The 22043-nt window shown below is 70.7% G+C and carries 17 protein-coding genes and 1 pseudogene; 9 read left to right on the forward strand and 9 right to left on the reverse strand.

Going from position 1 to position 22043, the window contains the following annotated elements; all coding sequences use genetic code 11:
• Positions 1–307 precede the first annotated feature (307 nt).
• Positions 308–1135 (forward strand): enoyl-ACP reductase FabI, encoded by an 828-nt coding sequence (gene fabI / locus ABTU92_RS08910; RefSeq protein ID WP_408089717.1) that lies wholly within the window; start codon positions 308–310, stop codon positions 1133–1135.
• A gap of 191 nt (positions 1136–1326) precedes the next feature.
• Here fabI and recQ read toward each other — a convergent pair whose 3' ends face one another.
• Positions 1327–3183, reverse strand: a complete 1857-nt coding sequence (gene recQ, locus ABTU92_RS08915; protein WP_408089719.1) for a DNA helicase RecQ — start codon at positions 3181–3183, stop codon at positions 1327–1329.
• A gap of 466 nt (positions 3184–3649) precedes the next feature.
• On the opposite strand from recQ, the gene ABTU92_RS08920 reads away from it, so the two are divergent.
• Positions 3650–3919, forward strand: a complete 270-nt coding sequence (locus tag ABTU92_RS08920; RefSeq protein WP_408089721.1) for a hypothetical protein — start codon at positions 3650–3652, stop codon at positions 3917–3919.
• A 376-nt stretch (positions 3920–4295) separates the two neighbouring features.
• Here ABTU92_RS08920 and ABTU92_RS08925 read toward each other — a convergent pair whose 3' ends face one another.
• From ABTU92_RS08925 to ABTU92_RS08935, 3 genes are all read right to left on the reverse strand, one after another.
• Complete coding sequence (locus ABTU92_RS08925; protein WP_408089723.1) at positions 4296–5705, reverse strand: UbiD family decarboxylase; 1410 nt, start codon at positions 5703–5705, stop codon at positions 4296–4298.
• Positions 5706–5999: 294 nt separating this feature from the next.
• Entirely contained in the window at positions 6000–7385 is a 1386-nt protein-coding gene (locus ABTU92_RS08930) for a TRAP transporter large permease (RefSeq protein ID WP_408089725.1), read from the reverse strand.
• 32 nt (positions 7386–7417) lie between these two features.
• Positions 7418–7930, reverse strand: a complete 513-nt coding sequence (locus ABTU92_RS08935; RefSeq protein ID WP_408089727.1) for a TRAP transporter small permease subunit — start codon at positions 7928–7930, stop codon at positions 7418–7420.
• A gap of 45 nt (positions 7931–7975) precedes the next feature.
• Here ABTU92_RS08935 and ABTU92_RS08940 point away from each other — a divergent pair, with 45 nt between their 5' ends.
• Complete coding sequence (locus ABTU92_RS08940; protein WP_408089729.1) at positions 7976–8125, forward strand: hypothetical protein; 150 nt, start codon at positions 7976–7978, stop codon at positions 8123–8125.
• Between the two features lie 23 nt (positions 8126–8148).
• Here ABTU92_RS08940 and ABTU92_RS08945 read toward each other — a convergent pair whose 3' ends face one another.
• The 3 genes from ABTU92_RS08945 to ABTU92_RS08955 form a co-directional block, all read right to left on the reverse strand.
• On the reverse strand, positions 8149–9216 hold the full coding sequence (locus ABTU92_RS08945; RefSeq protein WP_408089731.1) for a C4-dicarboxylate TRAP transporter substrate-binding protein: 1068 nt from the start codon (positions 9214–9216) through the stop codon (positions 8149–8151).
• Between the two features lie 169 nt (positions 9217–9385).
• Positions 9386–10006 (reverse strand): sigma-70 family RNA polymerase sigma factor, encoded by a 621-nt coding sequence (locus ABTU92_RS08950; RefSeq protein WP_408089733.1) that lies wholly within the window; start codon positions 10004–10006, stop codon positions 9386–9388.
• A 65-nt stretch (positions 10007–10071) separates the two neighbouring features.
• The gene (locus ABTU92_RS08955) at positions 10072–10983 is read right to left on the reverse strand and encodes an MBL fold metallo-hydrolase (protein WP_408089735.1); all 912 of its coding nucleotides are present in this window, start codon (positions 10981–10983) and stop codon (positions 10072–10074) included.
• Positions 10984–11347: 364 nt separating this feature from the next.
• Here ABTU92_RS08955 and ABTU92_RS08960 point away from each other — a divergent pair, with 364 nt between their 5' ends.
• The 3 genes from ABTU92_RS08960 (at position 11348) to ABTU92_RS08970 (ending at position 14496) form a co-directional block, all read left to right on the forward strand.
• Positions 11348–12181, forward strand: coding sequence for an ABC transporter ATP-binding protein (locus ABTU92_RS08960; protein ID WP_408089737.1), 834 nt, complete (start codon positions 11348–11350; stop codon positions 12179–12181).
• A gap of 235 nt (positions 12182–12416) precedes the next feature.
• Positions 12417–13205: an ABC transporter permease gene (locus ABTU92_RS08965; RefSeq protein WP_408089739.1), complete on the forward strand. Its 789-nt coding sequence runs from the start codon at positions 12417–12419 to the stop codon at positions 13203–13205.
• Between the two features lie 358 nt (positions 13206–13563).
• Positions 13564–14496 carry an extensin family protein gene (locus tag ABTU92_RS08970; protein ID WP_408089741.1) on the forward strand — a complete coding sequence of 311 codons (933 nt, stop codon included), beginning with the start codon at positions 13564–13566 and terminating at the stop codon, positions 14494–14496.
• Positions 14497–14502: 6 nt separating this feature from the next.
• On the opposite strand, the pseudogene ABTU92_RS08975 reads toward ABTU92_RS08970, so the two are convergent.
• Positions 14503–15139, reverse strand: a pseudogene (locus ABTU92_RS08975) (TetR/AcrR family transcriptional regulator).
• Positions 15140–15382: 243 nt separating this feature from the next.
• Between ABTU92_RS08975 and ABTU92_RS08980 the strand changes: the two are divergent.
• The gene (locus tag ABTU92_RS08980) at positions 15383–16711 is read left to right on the forward strand and encodes a tetratricopeptide repeat protein (protein ID WP_408089743.1); all 1329 of its coding nucleotides are present in this window, start codon (positions 15383–15385) and stop codon (positions 16709–16711) included.
• 60 nt (positions 16712–16771) lie between these two features.
• Here ABTU92_RS08980 and secA read toward each other — a convergent pair whose 3' ends face one another.
• Complete coding sequence (gene secA, locus ABTU92_RS08985) at positions 16772–19567, reverse strand: preprotein translocase subunit SecA (RefSeq protein WP_408089745.1); 2796 nt, start codon at positions 19565–19567, stop codon at positions 16772–16774.
• Between the two features lie 480 nt (positions 19568–20047).
• On the opposite strand from secA, the gene ABTU92_RS08990 reads away from it, so the two are divergent.
• Both ABTU92_RS08990 and ABTU92_RS08995 read left to right on the forward strand, forming a co-directional pair.
• Positions 20048–21004, forward strand: coding sequence for a peptidylprolyl isomerase (locus ABTU92_RS08990; protein WP_408089747.1), 957 nt, complete (start codon positions 20048–20050; stop codon positions 21002–21004).
• A gap of 120 nt (positions 21005–21124) precedes the next feature.
• Entirely contained in the window at positions 21125–21817 is a 693-nt protein-coding gene (locus tag ABTU92_RS08995) for a 2-phosphosulfolactate phosphatase (RefSeq protein WP_408089749.1), read from the forward strand.
• Positions 21818–22043 lie beyond the last annotated feature (226 nt).

Below are 22043 nucleotides of genomic sequence, written 5' to 3' on the forward strand. Positions count from 1 at the left end.
GACCCGGTCGACGTCGTAAGCATTTCGCCGCACGCAGATCAGCCATCGGTTTTCGGCCATGCGACATGGTGCCGTTACCGCTCCTGACCGTGATGGTAGGATGCATCGTGTCGGCCGCCATGCTGCTCGCCACTCCGTTCGTCACCGCGTCCATGGCCCGGGTCCTCGACGGACCGCCGGTGACTTCGGGCTCTCTGGACGTCCGACTCCGGGAGCGCGCCGCGTTCAGCGTCGCTCTGCCGGTCTCGTCCGGACGACTCCGGGCCGGACCGCGCGGCGCTCGCGTATGCCAATGAAGGACCGAGACATGACTTTTGCTGCCAGGCCGATCGATCCGCTGCCCAAGGTGTGGGACCCGGACACGAGGATCGGCGACATGCTGAAGGGCAAGCGCGGGCTCGTCGTCGGCGTCGCCAACGAGCACAGCATCGCGTTCGGCTGCGCCGCCAAGCTGCGTGCCTTCGGGGCCGAGCTGGCGCTGACCTACCTGAACGACAAGGCTCTGAAGTATGTGCAGCCGCTCGCCGAGCAGATCCAGGCGAGCCTCCTGATGCCGCTCGACGTGGAGAAGGCCGGCGAGACCGCGGCGGTGTTCGACCGCATCAAGACCGAGTGGGGCCACCTCGACTTCCTGATCCACTCGATCGCCTACGCGCCGCGCGAGGATCTGCACGGCCGGGTGATCGACTGCTCGGAGGCGGGCTTCGCCCAGGCGATGCGGGTGTCGTGCTACTCGTTCATCGAGATGGCGCGGCTCGCCGAGCCGCTGATGCGGCCGGGCGGCGCCATGCTGACGATGAGCTACTACGGCGCCGACAAGGTGGTCAGCAACTACAACGTCATGGGGCCCGTGAAGGCGGCCCTGGAGGCGACCACGCGCTATCTGGCGGCCGAGCTCGGCGAGGCCGGGGTGCGGGTCTACGCGGTGTCGCCGGGGCCGCTCAAGACGCGGGCGGCGAGCGGCATCGCGGCCTTCGACGAGCTGGTCGCCGACGCGGTGGCGCGCAGCCCGGTCGGCCGGCTGGTCGACATCGCCGAGGTCGGGCGCACGGTCGCCTTCCTGGTCGGCGGCGGCGCGTCGGGCATGACGGGCGACACCATCTATGTCGACGCCGGGCTGCACAACATGGCGTGACGGCGAAAGGCCGGATCAGGCCGGGGGCCCTCGACTTCGACTCTCTCCGTCACCCTGAGGTGCCCGGCGAAGCCGGGTCTCGAAGGGCGGCGGCCCGGGCCGCATCCTTCGAGGCTCGCCCTGCGGGCGAGCACCTCAGGATGACGGGTCAGTGCCAGGGGCCTTTGCTGACCACCGTGTGAGCAGTTTCGTCACTCCGGCGTGTCGGCGGCCCGCACCAGGGCGACCAGGTCGCCGCCGTAGTGCTCGAGCTTCTTCTCGCCGATGCCGGGCACGCCGCGGAGCTGATCGAGCGTGGTCGGGCGCGACGCCGCGATGGCGTCGAGCGTCGTGTCGTGCAGCACCACGAAGGCGGGCACGCCGCGCGCCCGCGCGACGCCCGCTCGCCATGCCTTCAGCTGCCCGATCAGCGCGGCGCTCGCCGCGTCGGCCGGCAGCGTCGCGCCGCCCCGCGGCCGGTCGCGGCGGGCCTTCCGCCCGCTGGTCGGCTCGCGCAGCCACACCGCCGTCTCGCCCTTGAGCACACCGCGCGCCGTGTCGGTCAGCCGCAGGCCGCCGAAGCCCTCGGGATCGGGCGCCAGATGCCCGAGCGCGACGAGCTGGCGGGCGACGGCGCGCCACTGCTTGTCCGTCATCTCGGCGCCGATGCCGTAGACCGAGAGCGTGTCGTGGCGCAGCGCCGCGATGCGCTCGTTCGGCCGGCCGAGCAGAACATCGACCAGATGCGCGACGCCGAACCGCTGGCCGGTCCGATAGGCGCAGGAGAGAAGTTTTTGGGCCGCCACGCTGCCGTCCCACAGTTTTGGAGGTGACAGGCAGTTGTCGCAGTTGCCGCAGGTGGCTCCCGACCGCTCGCCGAAATAGCCGAGCAGATGCGCGCGCCGGCAGCCCGCCGTCTCGGCCAGCCCGACCAGCGCCTCGAGCTTCTCCCGCGACACCCGCTTGAAGGCGTCCGTGCCGGTCGATTCGTCGATCATCCGGCGCTGCTGGACGATGTCCGACACGCCATAGGCCATCCACGCCTCGGCCGGCTTGCCGTCGCGGCCGGCCCGCCCGGTCTCCTGATAATAGGCTTCGATGCTCTTCGGCAGGTCGAGATGCGCGACGAAGCGGACGTCCGGCTTGTCGATGCCCATGCCGAACGCGATCGTCGCGACGATCACGACGCCGTCCTCGTCGACGAAGCGGTCCTGATGGCGCGACCGCACCGCCGCGTCGAGCCCGGCGTGATAGGGCAGCGCCGGAATGCCGGCCCGCACCAGCGCGGCCGCCGTGTCCTCGACCTTGCCGCGCGACAGGCAGTAGACGATCCCGGCCTCGCCGGCGTGGCGCTCCGCGATGAAGGCCTCGAGCTGGCGCTGCGGGCTCTTCTTCTCGACGATCTCGTAGCGGATGTTGGGGCGGTCGAAGCTGGCGACGAACACCGGGCTGTCCGTCAGACCGAGCCGCTCGACGATCTCGGCGCGGGTGCGCGCGTCGGCCGTGGCGGTGAGCGCGATGCGCGGCACCGACGGGAACCGCTCGGCCAGCACCGAGAGGCCGATGTATTCCGGGCGGAAGTCGTGCCCCCACTGCGAGACGCAATGCGCCTCGTCGATGGCGAACAGGGCGAGCCGCGCGCGCTCGAGCAGGGCGAGGCAGCGCGGCGTCAGCAGCCGCTCCGGCGCCACGTAGAGGAGATCGAGCTCGCCGGCGGCGACCTGGCGCTCGACCTCGGCGGCCTCGCTCCACGACAGGGTCGAGTTGAGCACCGCGGCGCGGACGCCCGCCTCGATCAGCCCGGCGACCTGGTCGCGCATCAGCGCGATCAGCGGCGAGACGACGACGGCGCAGCCCTCGCGCATCAGCGCCGGCACCTGGTAGCACACCGACTTGCCGCCGCCGGTCGGCATCAAGACGAGGCAGCTCCCGCCGCCCGCGACATGATCGACGATCTCGGCCTGGGCGCCCCGGAACGAGGGCAGCCCGAACACCGTGTTCAGGACCGACAGCGCGCTCGGCCGGCGCTCGGGCGAAGGCCCGAGAGAAGAAACCGAATGCTGCGCCATGCCCCGTCGCCGTGCCGCTGAGAGAATCGGGCGGACCTTAGTCGCGATGCCGATGACGGTCGAGGCGCTCGAGAACGTCTCCCGCGAGGAGTCACGGTGGCTCCGTCGCGCCGGCGCCGGGGCCCGCAGCGTGCGTTCCGGTTCGGCGCTCGGGCTGGGCTGCCCGACCCGTCGGGCGAAGGCGGCATTGTGCGCCGCACCCGAAACGCGACGCTTTACCGCCCTGTGGAGAACCTCGTTAGTGTTGGATGCGCCAGCGAAATTTCCGCCTCCGACACAATCGAAAACAAGAATATTCGTCGGCTTGTCTTGGTCCCTCGTCCGGGGCATCGTCGTCTCGCCGTCAAGCAGGCACGATATGTGCACGGGCGGCCGCGGGATTTGATGGAGCAGCTTGCGCCGCGTCACCAAGCGCTAAAGCGCCACGAAGCGACTTCGTGGGCTCCGATACGACAAGGAACCGACGATGAGCCTCGTTCAGAGTGATTCTTTCTCACGCCCCGCGTCGGAACGACCACGCGATACCACTCACAACGCCTTCGCCGTGGAAGTCGACGACACCACGGTCGGGATCGTGATTCGCGATGGCGGCAACGACTACACCTTCATCGCCGCGGCCGCCCAATACTATCCGCTCGATCAGCGCCGCTTCGAAAGCCCTGCCGCGGCCCAGCGTGCCGCCCTCGCCCTTGCCTCGAACCGCCGCGGCACGCTGCGCAGCTTCGCGGCACGCTGACCGTTCTCGAGTCGGCCGAACTTCTGTCCTAGACAGGTTCGCGCGTGGTGGGGCTACCCCCCTCCCTGTCCCTCCCCCACAAGGGGGAGGGAACGCTGGAACCGCGACGCCGCGCCGTTCGCGCACCTCGTCTCCCCATTCGAGACTCGTGCTCACTATTCGTGTCTCGTGGCAGCGCTCGGCGCTTTGCCGCAGCCTGCTCCCTCCCCCCTTGTGGGGGAGGGCTGGGGAGGGGGGTGAGCCCCGAGCGCGGAGTTGCCCTGGGACGGTCGAGCGACAACGATTCTCGGGAGGCGCTTCGCATCATCGCCCTGGGTCCCGGCTCGCGGTGCCATGCACCGCGTCCGGGACACGAGCCCGAACAGCTCCGCCGCCCTCACACCGCCACGCCGGCGCTCTGCAGAATGCCCCGCACCCGCGCGCGCTGCGCATCCGAGATGGTGAGGCGCTCGGCGAAGTCCTTGCCGACCGGGCGGGTGGCGTCGATGCCCATCTTGGTCAGCGTGAAGGTCTGCGGGTCCGAGGTCGGGTCGAGGATCGCGCCCTTGCAGCCCGGCACCATCACGATGTCGCGCTCGGCCCGCACCCGCGTCGCCACGGCCCACATCACGTCGTTCATGTCGAAGATGTCGACGTCCTCGTCCACGACGATCACGTACTTGGTGTAGAACTCGGTGCCGAGCGCCGCCATGATGGCCTGCTGGGGCTCGCCCTCGGCGGTCTTGCGCATCTTCACGAAGGCCATGAAGGCGCCGCAGGTGGTGTGCGGCACGTGCACGGCGATCACGTTGGGCAGGTTGCGGCGGAGCGTGTTGAGGATCTCGCCCTCGCGCGTGATGCACGAGACCAGGATGTGATCCTTCGCCATGCCCGAGGCGACGGAATGGAACATGGCGTCGCGCCGCATGTGCAGGCGATGCGCGACGAACACGTTCTGAGTGCTGCGGTACGATGCGTAGCCCGTGAACTCGCCGAACGGCCCCTCCGGCTCGTGCACGCCCGGCAGGATCTCGCCCTCGATGACGATCTCGGCGCCGGCCGGCACCTCGAGCCCGTTGACGCAGCGGGCGAGCCGATAGGGTTCGCCGAACAGGCCGCCGACGATCTCGAACTTCCGCACCGCGGGCGGATACGCGTAGACCATCGAGCCCATGTAGTGCAGCGGATGCACGCCGAGCGTGATCGACACCGACAGTGGCTCGCCGCGCTCCTCGGCGCGGCGGTGGAACTCCCACATGCGTCGGCGCGAATGCAGCGACACGCCGAGCCGGTTCCTCCCCTTCAGCATCAGCCGATGGAAGCCGGTGGTGTCGACGCCGGTGACGGGATCACGGGCGACGAGCTGGCCGGCCGTGATGTAGGGCGCCGCATCGACCGAGAAGTGGATCGGGATCGGCAATGTGGTGAGATCGACGGCGTCGCCTTCGAGCGTCACCTCCTGCCAGGGTGCGGCGTCGACCGTCTCGCAGGGGACGTAGCGCTGGCAGCGCTCGCGGAACGCGGTCGGCAGGTCGCCGACCGGGACGTCCAGGCAGGCGGCGAGCAGGCGGCGGTTGCCGGTCGTGTTGGTGACCACCGGCATCGCGTGGCCGTCGACCTGCTCGAACACCAGCACCGGGTCGCGCCCGGCCTTCTCCAGCTCGAACACGGCCGAGGTGATGTCGAGATGCGGGCGCACCGGCGCGGCGATGCGCAGGAGCTCGCCCGGAAACCGGGCTTCGACCATGCGCAGGAAGCCGCGCAGGCCTTGGCTGTCGAGATCGGGTCGGGTCAGGGGAGGCTCCATCCGGAGAGCGGCGAGGTGGGACGTTCAGGATGTCGCCGCGCCCGCGCCTCCGCAAGGCCAAACCGGCGGCAGGTCGCGCCCAAGGCCGTGGCAATCCGGCGAACGGCGGCGAGGATCGTATACAAAGCTGGTCCGACCGGAGCTCATGCCGATTTCCGTCGATAGCCATCCGTCATTCCGGGGCGCGCCGAAGGCGCGAACCCGGAATCCCGCTACGAGCTCAGAGCACTCGGCTGGATTCCGGGCTCGGCGCGGTGCGCCGCCCCGGAATGACCATCGCGGAGCTCGGCGACCTCACAGGCTCGGCAGCCAGGTGGCGAGCTGCGGAAACACCGCGATGCCGATCACCACGGCGAGCAGCACGAACCAGTAGGGGATCGCCCCCCGAAAAATCTCGGCGAGCTCGACCGACTTGTCGGGCACGGCGGCCTTCACGGTGAACACCAGGATGCCGAACGGCGGCGTCAGCAGGCCGGTCTCGATCGCCAGGATGCCGATGATCGCGAAGGCGAGCGGATCAAAGCCGAGATGCGCGGCGATCGGCGCGAAGATCGGCACGGTGAGCAGGATGATCGAGATCGAATCGATCAGCGTGCCGAGCACGAACCAGATGCCGACCATGACGGCCAGGATGCCCCAGGCGCCGAGCCCGGTGGCGAGCAGGAACGACTTCGCCACCTCGGTGAAGCCGGTCATCGAGAGCACGCGCGAGTAGAGCTGGGCGCAGAACAGGAGCAGCAGCAACGGCCCCGAGGTGCGACCGACGTCGATGACCACGTCGCGGATCTCGCGCGGCGTGATCCCCTTGATCAGGGCGAGCACCAGCGCCCCGACGGCGCCGACGCCGGCGCCCTCGGTGGGCGTGCACAGGCCGAGCCAGATCGCGGCGAGAACGCCGATCACCAACGCGACGACGAGGCCGGTCGAGCGCAGCAGCGGTCCGATCGGCTCCTCGCTCGGCAGCCCGGTCGGCGGATCGCCCGTGTCGGCCGGCCGGCCAACCGTGATGCCGCCGGCGCGCGGCTGCGTCTTCGAGGCACCGAATCGCGACGCACCGCCGACCAGCGCCGGGTTCAACGTGGCGGCGACGACCACATAGGCGATCATTCCGAAGGCGGCGAGGAAGCCCGGGATGACGCCGGCGAGAAACAGCTTGCCGATCGACACCTCGGTCAGCACGGCCCACACGATCATCAGCACCGAGGGCGGGATCAACATCCCGAGGCAGGAGCTGCCGGCGACACAGCCGAGCGCGAAGTCGCGCCGGTAGCCGTAGCGCTTCATCTCCGGATAGGCGATGCGCGAGAAGGCGGCGGCCGCCGCGATCGACACGCCGGTGACGAAGCCGAACAGCGCATTCGAGACGATGGTGGCGGCGGCGAGCTGCGCCGGCAGCCATTTGCTGAAGCGATGGCCGAGCGCGTAGATGTCGCGCGCCGCGCCGCATTTGGCGAGCAGGTCGCCCATCAGCATGAACAGCGGAATGACGGCGAAGACGTAGTCGCGCAACGCCTCGTAGGCCGTGTTGGACACGAAGGTCCGCACCACGTCGAGGTCGCCCATCATGAGCCAGATGCCGAACGCCGCCGTGATACCGAGCGCGACGGCGATGTGGACGCCGGCGAACACCAGCGCCAGCACGAGCAGGACGACGATCAGCATCTCGCTGTGGCCGAACACGGAACCCTCGCAGGACTCGGGAAAACGGGACGTCAGGCGGCGACGTCGGGGGGCGTGGCGCGGCCGAACAGGATGCGGAGCGCCCGCACGGCGCGGGCCAGATAGATGACGACGACCAGCGCGGCGCCGGCGACGACGACAAAGCGGGCCGGCCAGGCCGGCACGCGCAGCGCGCCCTCGCCCTCGTACTCGCCGGCCACGAAGGCGCGCAGCGCCGGCTCGCTGCCGCCCCAGACGATCAGGCCGAAGAACAGCGCGCCGAGCACACCGGAGGCGAGCTCCGAGAACGCCTGGCCGCGCGCCCCGAAGGCGCCGACCAGAACGTCAGCCTTCAGCATGCCGCCGCTCTGCACGGCGTGCGCCGCGAGCAGGAAGCAGACGATCACGATCGACATCGAGACGAGCTCGGGCGTCCCCTTGACCGGGCTGTTGAAGACGCCGCGGCCGATCACGTCGGCGACGACCAGGAACCCGAGCGCGAAGATGATCAGGGCCGCGACGGCGAGCAGCAGATGGACCACGGGCGTGGTCAGGCGATCGAACACGGGCGGGGTCTCCGGGCGCGGGTGAAGGCGGGCGACGGGAGTGGAATGTCGGCCGCGAAGATCGCGTGGTCGTTCGGGACGATCGACCGAGTTGTCATTCCGGGGCGCGCCGAAGGCGCGAACCCGGAATCCAGCGGCAAGCGCGGAGCTCTCGGCTGGATTCTGGGTTCGGCGCTGCGCGCCGCCCCGGAATGACCAGAGATCTCTCTACGCGTCCTTCATTTCACCACGTAGCGGACCGGCCATTTGTGGCCGTGCTTCTCGGCGGCCGACAGCGTCAGCTCCAGCACCTGGGTGGCGGGCAGGCCCTGGGCGTCGAGCTCCTTGGCCTTCTGCTTCGGCCAGTCGGCGAGCGACCGCGCCCACTCCGCGCGCACCTCGTCCGGCACCTTGCGCACGTCGACGCCGAGCTTGCGCAGCTCGTCGAGCTGCTTGGGGTAGTTCTCCTCGTTGACGCTGCCGGTCTTCGCCTCGTACTCGCGGCCGACCTCGACGATGATGTCCTGGACCTCCTTGGGCAGCTTGGCGAAAGAGGCCGTGTTCATGGTCAGGCCGTGCCAGGTGATGGCGCCGAAGCCGGTCTCGGCATAGTGCTTGCCGATCTCGTAGAGCTTGAACTGCAGCCAGCCGGACGGGAACATGATCCAGCCGTTGTAGACGCCGGTCTGCATCGACGTGTAGGCCTCGGGCAGCGAGGACTGCACCGGCGTCGCGCCGGCGTATTCGAGCCACTTCAGGTTCAGCCCGGCGCCGGCGATCTTCTGGCCCTTGAGGTCGGCGACGGTCTTCCACGGGAACGTGGTGCCGAGATTGTAGCCGTTGTCGGCGATCAGCCCGAGCAGCCGCTGCTTGTACTTGTCCTCCAGCACCTTGGAGAGATACGGCACCTGGTCGTAGACCTCGCGGGCGAGCTTGACGCTCGCCGCCGGGCTCATGGTGCCGAACGGCAGCATCACCTGGAAGGCGTGCAGCGGCAGGTTGGAGGGCTCGAAGCAGAAGCAGTAGCCGCCAATGTCGATGATGCCGGACTGCACGCCCTCGAGCGTGTCGGCGACCTTCACCATCGAGCCGCCGTAGCCCTCGACGAACTGCACCTTGTGCTTGGTGCGTTCGGCGACCCGCTTGGTCACCTCGGGGACGAAGAAGGTCGTGATCAGGTTGACGTAGGTCTGCACCGGCGGATGGCCGGAGGCGATGCGCAGCCGGAACGTCTCCTGGGCGGTGCTCGGCGTCGCCGACAGCACGGCGAGCCCGGCCGCGAACGCGGCCGTGACGACGGTCTTCATGGTCTTCCTCCCGATCGCCCGCGCTGGTGCGAGCATTGTTCTACTTTGTATGACCAGCTTTGAATTTACCGTCGCGGCTGTCAACCGTGCTGTCGACGGCACGGTGCGCCGGCGGGCCGTCCGGGAGCGGGAGTCGTCTCGCCGCGGCGCTACGCCGCGGCTCTCGAGATCACAGCCAGTCGCGGTCGACGCCGGCGGCGGCCAGCATGCCGGCGAGCTTCTTGCGGGCGTAGAACAGCCGCGTCTTCACGGTGTTCTCCGGGATGCCGAACACCTTGGCGACGTCGGCGACCGACCGCTCGTGATAGTAGACGAGGTCGATGATCTCGCGGTGCGTGGACGGCAGGGCGTCGAGGCAGCGGCGCAGGATCACGGCGCGGTTCTGCTTCTCCAGCGTGACGTCCGGGGTCTCGCCGTCGTCCTCGATCTCGGCGGCGCGCTCGTCGTCGATCGACTCGGTCGGCCGGCGGCGCAGCACCGCGTAGGCCTTGTGGCGGGCGATCGCCAGCAGCCAGGTCGACACGGCGGAGCGGCCCTCGAACTGGCCGGCCTGCCGCCAGGCATCGATGAACACCTCGCTGATCACGTCCTCGGCCTGGGTGCGGTCACCCAGGATGCGCAGGACGAAGCGGAACACGCGGACATGGTGTCGCGTGTAGAAGACCTGGAGGGCGGCGCGGTCGCCGGCCGCCATGCGGGCCATCAGCCCGACATCGGTCGGGGCCTTGGCGCCGGCTGCGGGGCGGCGCTCGGTCTCGCTCACGCGCGGCAGGGCAAGAACGGTGGACATCGGCACCTCCAACGACTGTGTGCCGGATCCATAGGCCCTGCCGCGCCCGCGTTATGTGAAGCGGATCACACAAGCCAGGGGGTGCCGTCGTCCTCGCGGATCTCGGCCGGGCGGGTGGCCGGGGCGGCGGGCAGCCGCAGCGTCAGGCCCTCGGCGGCGACCAGGGTGCCGGGCCGCATCGCCTCGGCCTCGCGGGCGATGCGGTCGAGGGTCGGGTCGTCGTGGCTGGGGTCGTGGTGGAAGATCGCGAGGCGCTTCGCCCCGGCCGCCGCGGCGAGCCGCACCCCGTGCTGCCAGGTCGAATGGCCGCGCCCGGCATGGGCCGCGTACTCGGCCTCCGTGTAGGTGCAGTCGTAGACGAACAGGTCGACGTCGGCGGCGAGCGCCAGCACGGACGGGTCGAGCGCGCCGCCGCGGTGCTCGGTGTCGGTCACATAGGCCAGCGAGGCGCCGCCGTACTCCAGCCGATAGCCGCAGCCGCCGCCCGGATGGTCGAGCGGCGCCGTGGCGAGCACGATGCCGGGATGGGGGCTGAGCGTGTCGCCGCAGCGGAAGTCGGTGAAGCCGATGTCGGCGCGAAAGAAGTCGCCGCCGCCCGGGAACAGCGGATGGCCGACCAGACGGCGGATCGCCTCGCCGAGCGTCAGGTCGGGCAGCAGGTGGCCGGCCCACAGGCGCAGCCGGGCGCCCGGCTCGTAGGCCGGCTGGAAGAACGGCAGGCCCCAGACATGGTCGAGATGGCAGTGGCTGAAGAAGATGTCGGCGTCGACCGGCTTTGGCCGGCCGGTTGCCGGCACGGCGGTCTCCCCGCCGGCGGCGAGCGCCAGGCCGAGCAGGCGCAGGCCGGAGCCGGCGTCGAAGATGATCAGCCGGTCGCCGCAGCGCACCTCCAGGCAGGCCGTGTTGCCGCCGTAACGGAGCGTCGCGGGACCCGGGCAGGTGACGCTGCCGCGCACGCCCCAGAAGCGAACCTGCATCCCGGCCGCCGCAGGCGCGGTTTTCAAAGTCGCGGTCGCCGAAATCCCGGTCGTCGTTTTGCCGGTCATGGACACCCCGGTGTCGGACTCCGTCCGGTTCTCCCGCACGTCCCCGTGCGGCGTTCGCGTCCCCGCGGGAAGTAAGCCACGACCGGCGCCCGCCGCCAAGCCGGCCGGCCGTCGGGACGTCGCGGTGCGATGTCGCCGTCGCGACGTCGTCGCGTCGTCGTCGCGTCTTCGCCGGGGTCGGTTCGCCTCTCGGCGTATGGACGTTTGCGCCGGCGCACGCTATTGCGCGATCCGTCACCGCGCCGGCAGGCCGACCGGCGCGGATCATGATGGGCCATCAGGGAAGGGGAAGGGCGTGCAGCAGGCGGCAGCCCGGGAGCCGGCGGCGCCGCGCGCCGTGCATCTCGACGACCTCACCATCGCGTTCCGGCTCGCCGACCGCTCGGTCTTCACGGCGGTGCGGGAGGCCACGCTGTCGGTCGCCGACGGCGAGTTCGTCGCCATCGTCGGGCCGACCGGCTGCGGCAAGTCGACCCTGCTCAACGCCGCCGCCGGGCTGCTGACGCCCGCCGCCGGAGCGGTCGAGATTTTCGGGGCGCCGCTGTCCGGCCTCAACCGATCGGCCGGCTACCTGTTCCAGGCCGATTCGCTGTTCCCGTGGAAGACCGCGATCGAGAACGTCGCGATCGGGCTCGAGGTCGCCGGCACGGCGAAGCAGGAGGCGCGCGCGGAGGCGGCGCGCTGGCTCGCCCGGGTCGGCCTCGGCGGCTTCGCCGACCGCTATCCGCACATGCTCTCGGGCGGCCAGCGCAAGCGCGTCGGCCTCGCCCAGGTGCTGATCCGCCACCCGAAGATCCTCCTGATGGACGAGCCGTTCGGCCCGCTCGACGCGCAGACCCGGCAGATCATGGGCAACCTGCTGCTCGAATTGTGGAGCAGCGACCGCAAGGGCGTGATGTTCGTCACCCACGACCTCGAGGAGGCGATCGCGCTCGCCGACCGCGTCGTGATCATGTCGGCCGGCCCGGCGGCCCGCATCATCGGCGACTGGACGATCCCGCTGGCGCGGCCCCGCGAGGTCGCCGAGATCAAGCTCGACAAGGCCTTCCACGATCTCCACCGCGAGATCTGGGCGGTGCTCCGCGACGAGGTGATGAAGGGCTACGCTCAGACCGGGGGATTGGGATGATGGTCGCGTTGTGTGAAGAGCCGCCGCGCCCTCCGCACCCTCTCCCTGAGGGTCGCGCGCTTGCGCGACAAGAGGGTCGCGCGCGAGCGCAGCTCGCGACCGGGGTGAGGGTTTACGGCGCTCATGGAGGGCTCGGCACCCCCTCACCCGACGCGCTTTGCGCGTCGACCTCTCCCCGCTGGGGAGAGGTGACGGAGCGCCTGGTCGACGCCCTGCATGGAAGCGGAGGCTGCCGATGTCCCGCCTGACTCTCCTGGCGCTGCAGATTCTCGTCGCGGTCGCGGTCATCGGCCTGTGGCAGGTGCTGACCAGCGTGCCGATCTTCGGCACCATCCTGCTGCCGCCGTTCTTCTTCTCGCGGCCCGGCGACGTCGCCGCCCGGATCGTCAAGTGGTTCGCCGACGGCTCGATCTGGATGCATCTGTGGATCACGCTGACCGAGTCGGTGCTCGCCTTCGTGATCGGCTCGCTCGGCGGCGTGCTGGTCGGCTTCTGGTTCGCCAGGAAGCCGCTGATCGCCGCCGTGTTCGATCCTTACGTGAAGATGATGAACGCGCTGCCGCGCGTCGTGCTGGCGCCGATCTTCGCACTGTGGCTCGGGCTCGGCATCTGGTCGAAGGTGGCGCTCGGCGTCACGCTGGTGTTCTTCGTGGTGTTCTTCAACGTCTATCAGGGCGTCAAGGAGGTGAGCCCGACCGTGCTCGCCAACGCCCGCATGCTGGGGATGAGCGAGCGCCAGCTGATGCGTCACGTCTACTGGCCGTCGGCGCTGTCGTGGATGTTCTCGTCGCTGCACACCTCGGTCGGCTTCGCCGTGGTCGGCGCCGTGGTCGGCGAGTATCTCGGCTCGGCGGCCGGCCTCGGCTACCTGATCCAGCAGGCCGAGGGCGTGTTCGACGTCGCCGGCGTGTTCGCCGGCATGACGGTGCTGGCCGCCTTCGTCATCGTCATCGACATCCTGGTCAGCATGATCGAGCGCCGCCTCCTGGTCTGGCGCCCGGTCGCCGCCGACGCGCGCGGCTGAGCCTCGCCCGTAAGGAGGGGCACTCGCCCGTCCGGGCGAGGCGACGCCCCTTGCAGGGCGGGCCCGCGAACGCGCGTCCCGCTGCCGCCACAATGGCGCCCGAGACCGCTCTGGCGCCGGCTGCGGCGCGACGGGGGCCGGCCGGCTTCGGCGGCGGGCGGGACGGCGAGGGCGCATGCGAGGGTCTGCATTGGCGGCGATGATTCTGGCCGCCGCGGCCGGTGTGGCGGTCGCGGCGCCCGAAGGCGCGCCGTCGGCTGCGCCCCCACTGCCGCGCGGCACCGTGGCGCCGTCCGCCTCGTCGTCGTCAGCCCCATCATCGTCAGCCCCATCATCATCGGCCGCCGCGCCGGCGCGCATGCCCATGCCGCACCGGGCCGCCGTGCCGCTGCCGCGGCCGCGGCCGGCCGCCGCGCCAGGGCAGGGTTTTCAGCCGGCCTCCGCCTCCACCACCATCATCTTGCCGCCCGCGCCGCCGCCGTTGCCCGCGGGCCTGCCCGTCACGGCGCCGCTGCCGCGGCCGGGGCCGCCGCGCGACGAGGCCGGACTGCCGATCCCCGGACCGGTGGGCGATCCGGAGCGCGACGCCGCCCAGACCGCCTGCCTCGCCCGGCTCGCCGGCCTCGCCGAGGCGGAGCCCGAGCCGCCTGTGCTCGGCCCGGCCGGCTGCGAGACGCGCGAGCTCGTCAAGCTCACCGCGATCCGGCTGCCGGGCGGCGGCCGCATCGCGATCCACGCGCCGTTCCAGCCGCAGACGCGGCTGCGCTGCACGATGGCCGAGGCCTTCGCCCAATGGGTGCGCGAGGACGTGGTGGCGCTGACCGCGTCGTCCGGCCCGGTCACGGGTCTCCTGGTCGATTCCTCGACCGAGTGCCGCACCCGCAACCGCGTCGTCGGCGCCAAGATGAGCGAGCACGGCACCGGCAACGCGATCGACGTGCGGGCCGTCAGCTTCGGCGGCGGCCGCAATCTGGTGCTGACCGACCACCTGGCCGACAAGGGCGTGCGCACGGCGCTCGCCGAGTCGGTCTGCGGGCGGTTCATGACCGTGCTCGGGCCGGGCTCGGACGGCTACCACGAGAGCCACGTGCATCTCGATCTCGCCGAGCGGCGCAGCGGCACCAAGCTGTGCAAATGGGAGGTGCGCGACGCCTCCTGGAAGCCGCCGGCCAAGCCCAACGTCAAGCCGGACACCAAGCCGGCCAAGCCCGCTCCGACCGAGGAGCCCGACGCCGAGGCCGAGACGGACCCCGCCGAGCCGGCCGCCGCCGCGGCAGCGGCCGAGGAGTGACGGCGATCACGCCGCTCCGAACAGGAGCCGGACGTAGTCGCGATAGGCGAGCACCTGGCCGGGCAGCACGGCCGGCTCGCGCAGCAGCTTCGCCAGCACGATGCCGCCCTCCACCAGGGTCGCCGCCATGTCGGCGACGGCGTCCAGGTCGGTCGGCAGCCGCGGCGGCGTCCGCTCGGCGATACGGTCGAGGCGGGCGCGGAAGCGCCCGCCAGGCCAGCACGCCGGCGCGGTTGAGGTCGCGGATCTCCTGGTCGAAGAGCTGCTCCTGATAGCAATAGGACGCCGCGAGGCACCCCGGATGGGCGCCCGGCAGATCGGCCAGCATCTCGGCGAACAGCTTCAGGAAGATCAGGTAGCCGTGCAGCGGGTCGTCGCTGAGCGCGTCGGCGCGGGCGAACAGGCCGTCCAGGATCTCCTCGTCGCGCTCCAGATAGCGCCGCAGCAGGGCCTTGGCGAGCTCGCCCTTGTCCTTGAAATGATAGAAGAAGCCGCTCTTGGTCAGGCCCGTCGCCGCGATCAGCTCGTCGATCGAGGTGGCGGCGAAGCCCTTCGCCAGCACGGCGGCCTCGGCGGCGGCGAGGAGACGCTCGCGGGTCTCGCCGCGGCGGCGCGGGCGCGGCTGGGGCATCGCGGTCGACATCGGCGGGGGCTCCGGTTCGCGGCGATCGCGAACTGTACCACGGGTACGGTCTTGTCGGCGGGGGGGCCGGCGCGGGTCGGTCCGGCCCCGCGCACTTGCGCCATAAGCGGTTGAAATCAGGACTGACGCCTTCGTGAACCGGGCCGCACCACGGGTTCACTGATGCCGCGACGGACGGGCCGATAGGGTCCAGGCCGTTTTTTCGCACGACACCAGCGGCGCGTCGCGCCGGGAGGCACCCCCATGATCGTGACGGACATCCGTGGCCACCGCCTGACCGGAGCGAGCGCCCCCGCCGCGCGCCATTACGACGCCGCCGTGCAGCAGCTCGTGCTGCTGCGCGACGACCCGGTGGCGACCGTCGACGCGGCCCTCACCGACAGCCCGGATTTCGTGATGGCGCACGCCTTGAAGGCGTGGCTGCATCTGCTCGGCACCGAGCCGGCCGGCCTGCCGGTGGCACGCGCCGCGCTCGCCGGCGTCGCCGACCGGGCGGCGACCGCGCAGGAGCGCGGCCATGTCGCGGCGCTCGCCCATCTCGTCGACGGCCGCTGGCACGCGGCAGCGCGCGTGCTGGAGGACGTCACCATCGCGCATCCGCGCGACCTCCTCGCGCTGTTCGCCGGCCACCAGCTCGACTTCTTCCGCGGCGACTCCCGCATGCTGCGCGACCGCATCGCCCGCGCCCGGCCGGCCTGGTCGCCGGCCGTGCCCCAGCATCACGCCGTGCTCGGCATGGCGGCCTTCGGGCTGGAGGAGACCGGCGCCTATGCCGAGGCCGAGCGGGCCGGCCGGGCCGCCGTCGAGACGGAGCCGCGCGACGCCTGGGCCCAGCACGCCGTCGCCCATGTGATGGAGATGCAGGGCCGCACCGAGGAGGGCATCGCCTGGATGCGGCGCCGGCCGGACGCCTGGTCGGACGGCAGCTTCCTGGCCGTGCACAACTGGTGGCACCTCGCGCTCTATCACCTGGAGCGGGGCGAGATCGATGCCGTCAAGGCCCTCTATGACGGCCCGATCCGGGGCGGGCAGGCGACCCTGATCCTGGAGATGATCGACGCCTCGGCGATGCTGTGGCGCCTGCATCTTCGTGGCATCGATGTCGGGGACCGCTTCGCCGTTCTCGCCGACGCCTGGGAGCCGGTCGCCGGTGCCGGGCTCTACGCCTTCAACGACGTGCACGCCGTGATGGCCTTCGTCGGTGCCGGCCGCCCGGACTCGGCGGCGCGCGTGATGGAGGCGCAGCGCGTCGCCATGGCGGGGCCGGGCGACAACGCGGCGTTCACGCGCGAGGTCGGTCGGCCCGTGACGGAGGCGATCGTCGCCTTCGGCGAGGGGCGCTTCGCCGAGACGGTGCGGCTGTTGCGTACCGTGCGCGGCATCGCCCATCGGTTCGGCGGCAGCCACGCCCAGCGCGACGTGATCGACCTGACCCTGATCGAGGCGGCGCTGCGGGCGGGCGACGGCGGGCTGGCGGCGGCCTTGGCGGCCGAGCGGACCGCGGCGAAGCCGGAGAGCCCGCTCGCCCGGCTGTTCCGCCTGCGGGCCGAGACGCTCGGCGCCGCCGCGTAGCCGTCGCCGGCCGGGTCTACTCCGGCCGGGTCGTCTCCGGGCGGATCGCCCGGATGGCGGTCAGGCGTAGCGGCCGTGGCAGTGCTTGTACTTCTTGCCCGAGCCGCACGGGCAGGCCTCGTTGCGGCCCACCTTGCCCCAGGTGGCGGGGTTCTTGGGATCGCGCGCCGCGGCCGCGACGGTGTCGCCGTCCTGGCGGCTGCCGAGCAGGACGCCGACCTCGGCCGGCGCGAACTCGTTCTCGCCCGTGGAGGGGTCGAGCTTGGTCGCCTCCATGTAGGGGAGCTGCGCCTCGTCGGGCTGCTGCTGGACGATCTCGACCCGCATCAGCTGCGACGTCACGGCCTCGCGGAGGTTCTGGCTCATCGCCTCGAACAAGGCGAAGGCCTCGGCCTTGTACTCGTTGAGCGGGTCGCGCTGGGCGTAGCCGCGCAGGCCGACGACGTTGCGCAGATGGTCGAGCATCACGAGATGCTCGCGCCACAGATGATCGAGCGACTGCAGGAGGATCGACTTCTCGACGTAGCGCAGCACGTCGGGGCCCCACTGGGCCGCCTTGGCTGCCATGTGCTCGTCCGCCTTGCGCTCGATGCGGGCGGTCAGCTCCTCGTCGGCGATGCCCTCTTCCTTGGCCCAGTCGTGCACCGGCAGGTCGAGGCCGAGCACGCGCTTGAGCTCCTCCTCCAGGCCGGGCGTGTCCCACTGCTCCGGATAGGCATTCTCGGGGACGTGCTTGCCGACCAGGTCGTCGACGACGCTGCGGCGCATGTCGGTGACGACCTCGTTGGTCACCTCGTCGCGCATCCAGTCGATGCGCTGCTCGAAGATGACCTTGCGCTGGTCGTTCATCACGTTGTCGAACTTGAGGAGGTTCTTGCGCAGGTCGAAGTTGCGCGCCTCGACCTTCTGCTGCGCCTTCTCCAGCGCCTTGTTGATCCACGGATGGACGATCGCCTCGTCCTCGCGCAGGCCGAGCTTCTGCAGCATGCCGTCGAGCTTGTCCGACCCGAAGATGCGCATCAGGTCGTCTTCGAGCGACAGGAAGAACTTGGAGTGGCCGGGGTCGCCCTGGCGGCCGGAGCGGCCGCGCAGCTGGTTGTCGATGCGGCGCGACTCGTGCCGCTCGGTGCCGAGCACGAACAGGCCGCCGGCGGCGAGCGCCTTCTCCTTCAGGCGCGTCACCTGAGCCTTGATCTCCTCGATGCGGGCGTGGCGCTCGGCCTCGTCGGCGACGTCGGCGAGCTCCTGGCGGACCCGCATGTCGGCGTTGCCGCCGAGCTGGATGTCGGTGCCGCGGCCGGCCATGTTGGTGGCGATCGTGACGGCGCCGGGCACGCCGGCCTGCGACACGATATAGGCCTCCTGCTCGTGATAGCGCGCGTTCAGGATGGCGAACACCTTGGCCTTGGTGGCGCCCTCGTCGCCCGAATACAGCGCCGCGAAGGCGTTCGGGTCGGAGAAGTCGTGCGCCTCCCAGCCCTTGGCGCGCAGCATGTCGGCGAGCTGTTCGGACTTCTCGATCGACGTCGTGCCGACCAGCACGGGCTGGCCGCGCGCCTTGCAGTCCTCGATCAGGGTCAGGATCGCGCGGTTCTTCTCGGCGGCGGTGCGGTAGACCTCGTCGTCGTCGTCGATGCGCTGCATCGGCAGGTTGGTCGGCACCTCGACGACCTCGAGATTGTAGATGTCGAGGAACTCGTCCGCCTCGGTCTGTGCCGTGCCGGTCATGCCGGCCAGCTTCTCGTACATGCGGAAGTAGTTCTGGAACGTGATCGAGGCGAGCGTCTGGTTCTCGGGCTGGACCGGCTGGCGCTCCTTCGCCTCGAGCGCCTGGTGGAGGCCCTCCGAGAAGCGCCGGCCCGGCATCATGCGGCCCGTGAACTCGTCGATGATGACCACCTCGCCGTTGCGGACGATGTAGTCCTTGTCGCGCTGGAACAGCTTGTGGGCGCGCAGCGCCTGGTTGACGTGATGGACGACCGAAACGTTCTCGACGTCGTAGAGCGAGTCGCTCTTGAGCTGGCCGGCCTCGCGCAGCATGCGCTCCATCTTCTCCATGCCGATCTCGGTCATGACGACGGTGCGCTGCTTCTCGTCGATCTCGACGTCCTCCTTGCCGAGCCGCGGGATGAAGGTGTCGATCGTGTTGTAGAACTCGGAGCGGTCGTCGAGCGGGCCGGAGATGATCAGCGGCGTGCGCGCCTCGTCGATCAGGATCGAGTCGACCTCGTCGACGATCGCGTAGACGTGTCCGCGCTGGACCATGTCCTCCAGCCGGTACTTCATGTTGTCGCGCAGATAGTCGAAGCCGAGCTCGTTGTTGGTCCCGTAGGTGACGTCGCAGGCGTACTGCTCCTTGCGCTGCTCGTCGTCGAGGCCGTGGACGATGACGCCGACCGTGAGCCCGAGGAACTTGTAGATCTGGCCCATCCACTCGGAGTCGCGCTTGGCCAGATAGTCGTTGACCGTGACGACGTGGACGCCGCGGCCGGCGAGCGCGTTGAGGTAGACGGCGAGGGTGGCGACGAGCGTCTTGCCTTCGCCGGTCTTCATCTCGGAGATGGCGCCTTCGTGCAGCACCATGCCGCCGATCAGCTGCACGTCGAAGTGGCGCTGGCCCAGCGTGCGCTTGGCCGCCTCGCGCACGGTGGCGAAGGCCGGCACCAGGATGTCGTCGAGCGTCTTGCCCGCGGCGAGCTCCTTGCGGAAGGCGTCGGTGCGGGCGCGCAGCGCCTCGTCGGAGAGGGCCGCGAGCTCGGGCTCGAGCGCGTTGATCTGGTCGACCCGGGGGCGGTAGGCGCGGATGCGCCGGTCGTTCGCGTTACCGAACAGCTTGCGGACGACAGCGCCGAACATCCCGGAGGTCCTTTCTTTAGGCCTCGGGTGGTTCCGGCCCCGAGGAGAATGCGGGCCCGTCCGGATGCGCCGGGCGACCCGCTGTGGCCCGGAGCAGCCCGCGTTCACGGCGCCATCGGGGGAAAAGACGCGGACGCGCGACGTCGCACATCCCACGGGTTACACCGGCGAGCGGTGCACAGATAGGAGGGGGTCCGGGCCTTGTCAATCCGGCCCGGACCCGGCGAAAAGCGGCTCGGGCCTTGCCGCTCAAGGCTTTGTCATGACGAACGTGTCATCGTCCGTGCCGCAATCATGCCGTCGTTTGCCGATAGCAGACCTTCCGGTTGCCAACCGCAGCGCGTTGGGCGAGGGTGCGGGGCCGTCACGGCGGGTGCGAAAGCCCGTCTTTCCCAAGGATTCTCGATGATTACGCAAAGCTCATCCGCGCGTCCGGGCTGCCCGGCGCGTCGCCGTGCCCGTATCGGGACGGCTCTCCTCGTGACCGCGGCGCTGGTGGCCGGCCCGGCCGTCGCCCAGACCCCGGCGACGGCGCCCGCCCCGGCCGCCGGCCAGAGTGCGCCGGCGCAGGATCCGGTGGTGGCGAAGATCGACGGCACCGAGATCCGGCAGAGCGACCTCGCGCTCGCCGAGGAGGACGTCGGCTCCAACATCCCGGCCGGCACCCCGGAGGCCAAGCGCGACTGGCTGGTCAACTACCTGACCGACATGATGCTGCTCGCCAAGGCGGCCGAGGCCAAGAAGGTCCAGGACACGGCCGACTTCAAGAAGCGCCTCGCCTATGTGCGCAACAAGGCCCTGATGGAGACCATGCTGCGCGACGTCGGCCAGGCCGGCGCCACCGCCGACGCGATGCAGCACGTCTATCAGGAGGCGGTGAAGCAGATGGGCGAGGAGCAGGAGGCGCATGCGCGCCACATCCTGTTCCGGGTCGCCGACGCGAGCGACCAGAAGGCGGCCGCCGCGGCCGAGGCGAAGGCCAAGGAGACGCTCGCCCGGATCAAGAAGGGCGAGGACTTCGCGACGCTCGCCAAGGAGCTCACCGAGGATCCGCCCGGCAAGGCCGACGGCGGCGATCTCGGCTGGTTCACCAAGGACCAGATGGTGCCGGAGTTCTCCGAGGCCGCCTTCAAGCTCGACAAGGGCCAGGTCTCCGAGCCGGTGAAGACCGCGTTCGGCTGGCACCTGATCAAGCTCGAGGACAAGCGCAAGCGCGCCGCGCCCCCCTTCGAGCAGGTGAAGGACCAGATCGAGACCTTCGTGACCCGCAAGGCGCAGATCGAGCTCCTGAACAAGCTGCGCCAGGAGGCCAAGATCGAGCGGATGGACAAGCCCGAGGCCAGCCCGTCCCCGGCTGCCGCTCCGGCGGCCGGCGCTGCTCCGGCTCCGGCTCCCGCTCCGGCGCCGACCCCGAACGCCGCGCCGGCCAAGAAGTAGGCGCCGCGACCGCGTCCGCGGACGCGACGACCGATGCGACGATCGACCGGCCACGGCCGGTCGGTCGGACGGACGAATAGGCGGACGCATGGACGGGCGACGGGGCGGGGGGCTCTTCGCGTGCAGATCGTCATCGACAGCCTGCTCGAGGGGGCTCGCCGCGCCACCGGGACCGTCGTCGTCATCGACGTGTTCCGCGCCTTCACCACGGCGGCCGTGCTGTTCTCCCGCGGCGCCGACAAGATCGTGATGACCGAGACGGTCGACGCCGCCTTCGCGCTGCGCGACGCCGGCGTCGGCAGCCTGGTCATCGGCGAGATCGACGGCGTGAAGGTGCCGGGCTTCGACCTCGGCAACTCCCCCTACGAGGCGTCGCAGCGCGAGGTCACCGGCCGCACCATCGTCCAGCGCACCAGCGCCGGCACGCAGGGGATCGTCGCCGCGCTCGGCGGGGCGGACCGCCTCTATGCCGGGGCCCTGGTGACGGCGCCGGCGACGGCGCGCGCCGTGCTGGCCGGCGCACCGGCCCGCACGACGCTGGTCGCCATGGGCCGGGCCGGCCGCGAGCGCACCGACGAGGACGAGGTCTGCGCCATCCATCTGCGCAACCTGCTGGAGGGCCGCCCCGGCGCGGTCGCCGCGGTGCGCGACCTGATCCTCGCCGGCGGCCAGATCGCCGAGTTCCGCGACCCCGAGGTCGCCCACATGCATCCCGGCGACCTCGACATCTGCCTCGACATCGGCCGCTACGACTTCGCCATCCGCGTGACACGCGAGGACGGTCGCCCGGTGGCGCGGCCGGAGCGGATCTGACGGCGCGACGCCTCTCTCTACAGCTTCCGCGAGTCTTTATTGCTTCGGCAGACGACCTCTCCCCGCACAGGGGGCGAACCTCTCCCCGCGCGGCGGGGAGAGGGAAGACAGCGCGTGCGGGGAGAGGGAAGACGCCGCCGCGGTGCGGCGGCCCCGTCTCGCCCGTCTCGCCCACCGCGTGCTCCCGTCATCCGTTCGTCCCACTGGACATTCCCGCGCGGGCCTG

Source organism: Rhodoplanes sp. SY1 (assembly GCF_046000175.1).
Lineage (GTDB): Bacteria > Pseudomonadota > Alphaproteobacteria > Rhizobiales > Xanthobacteraceae > Rhodoplanes.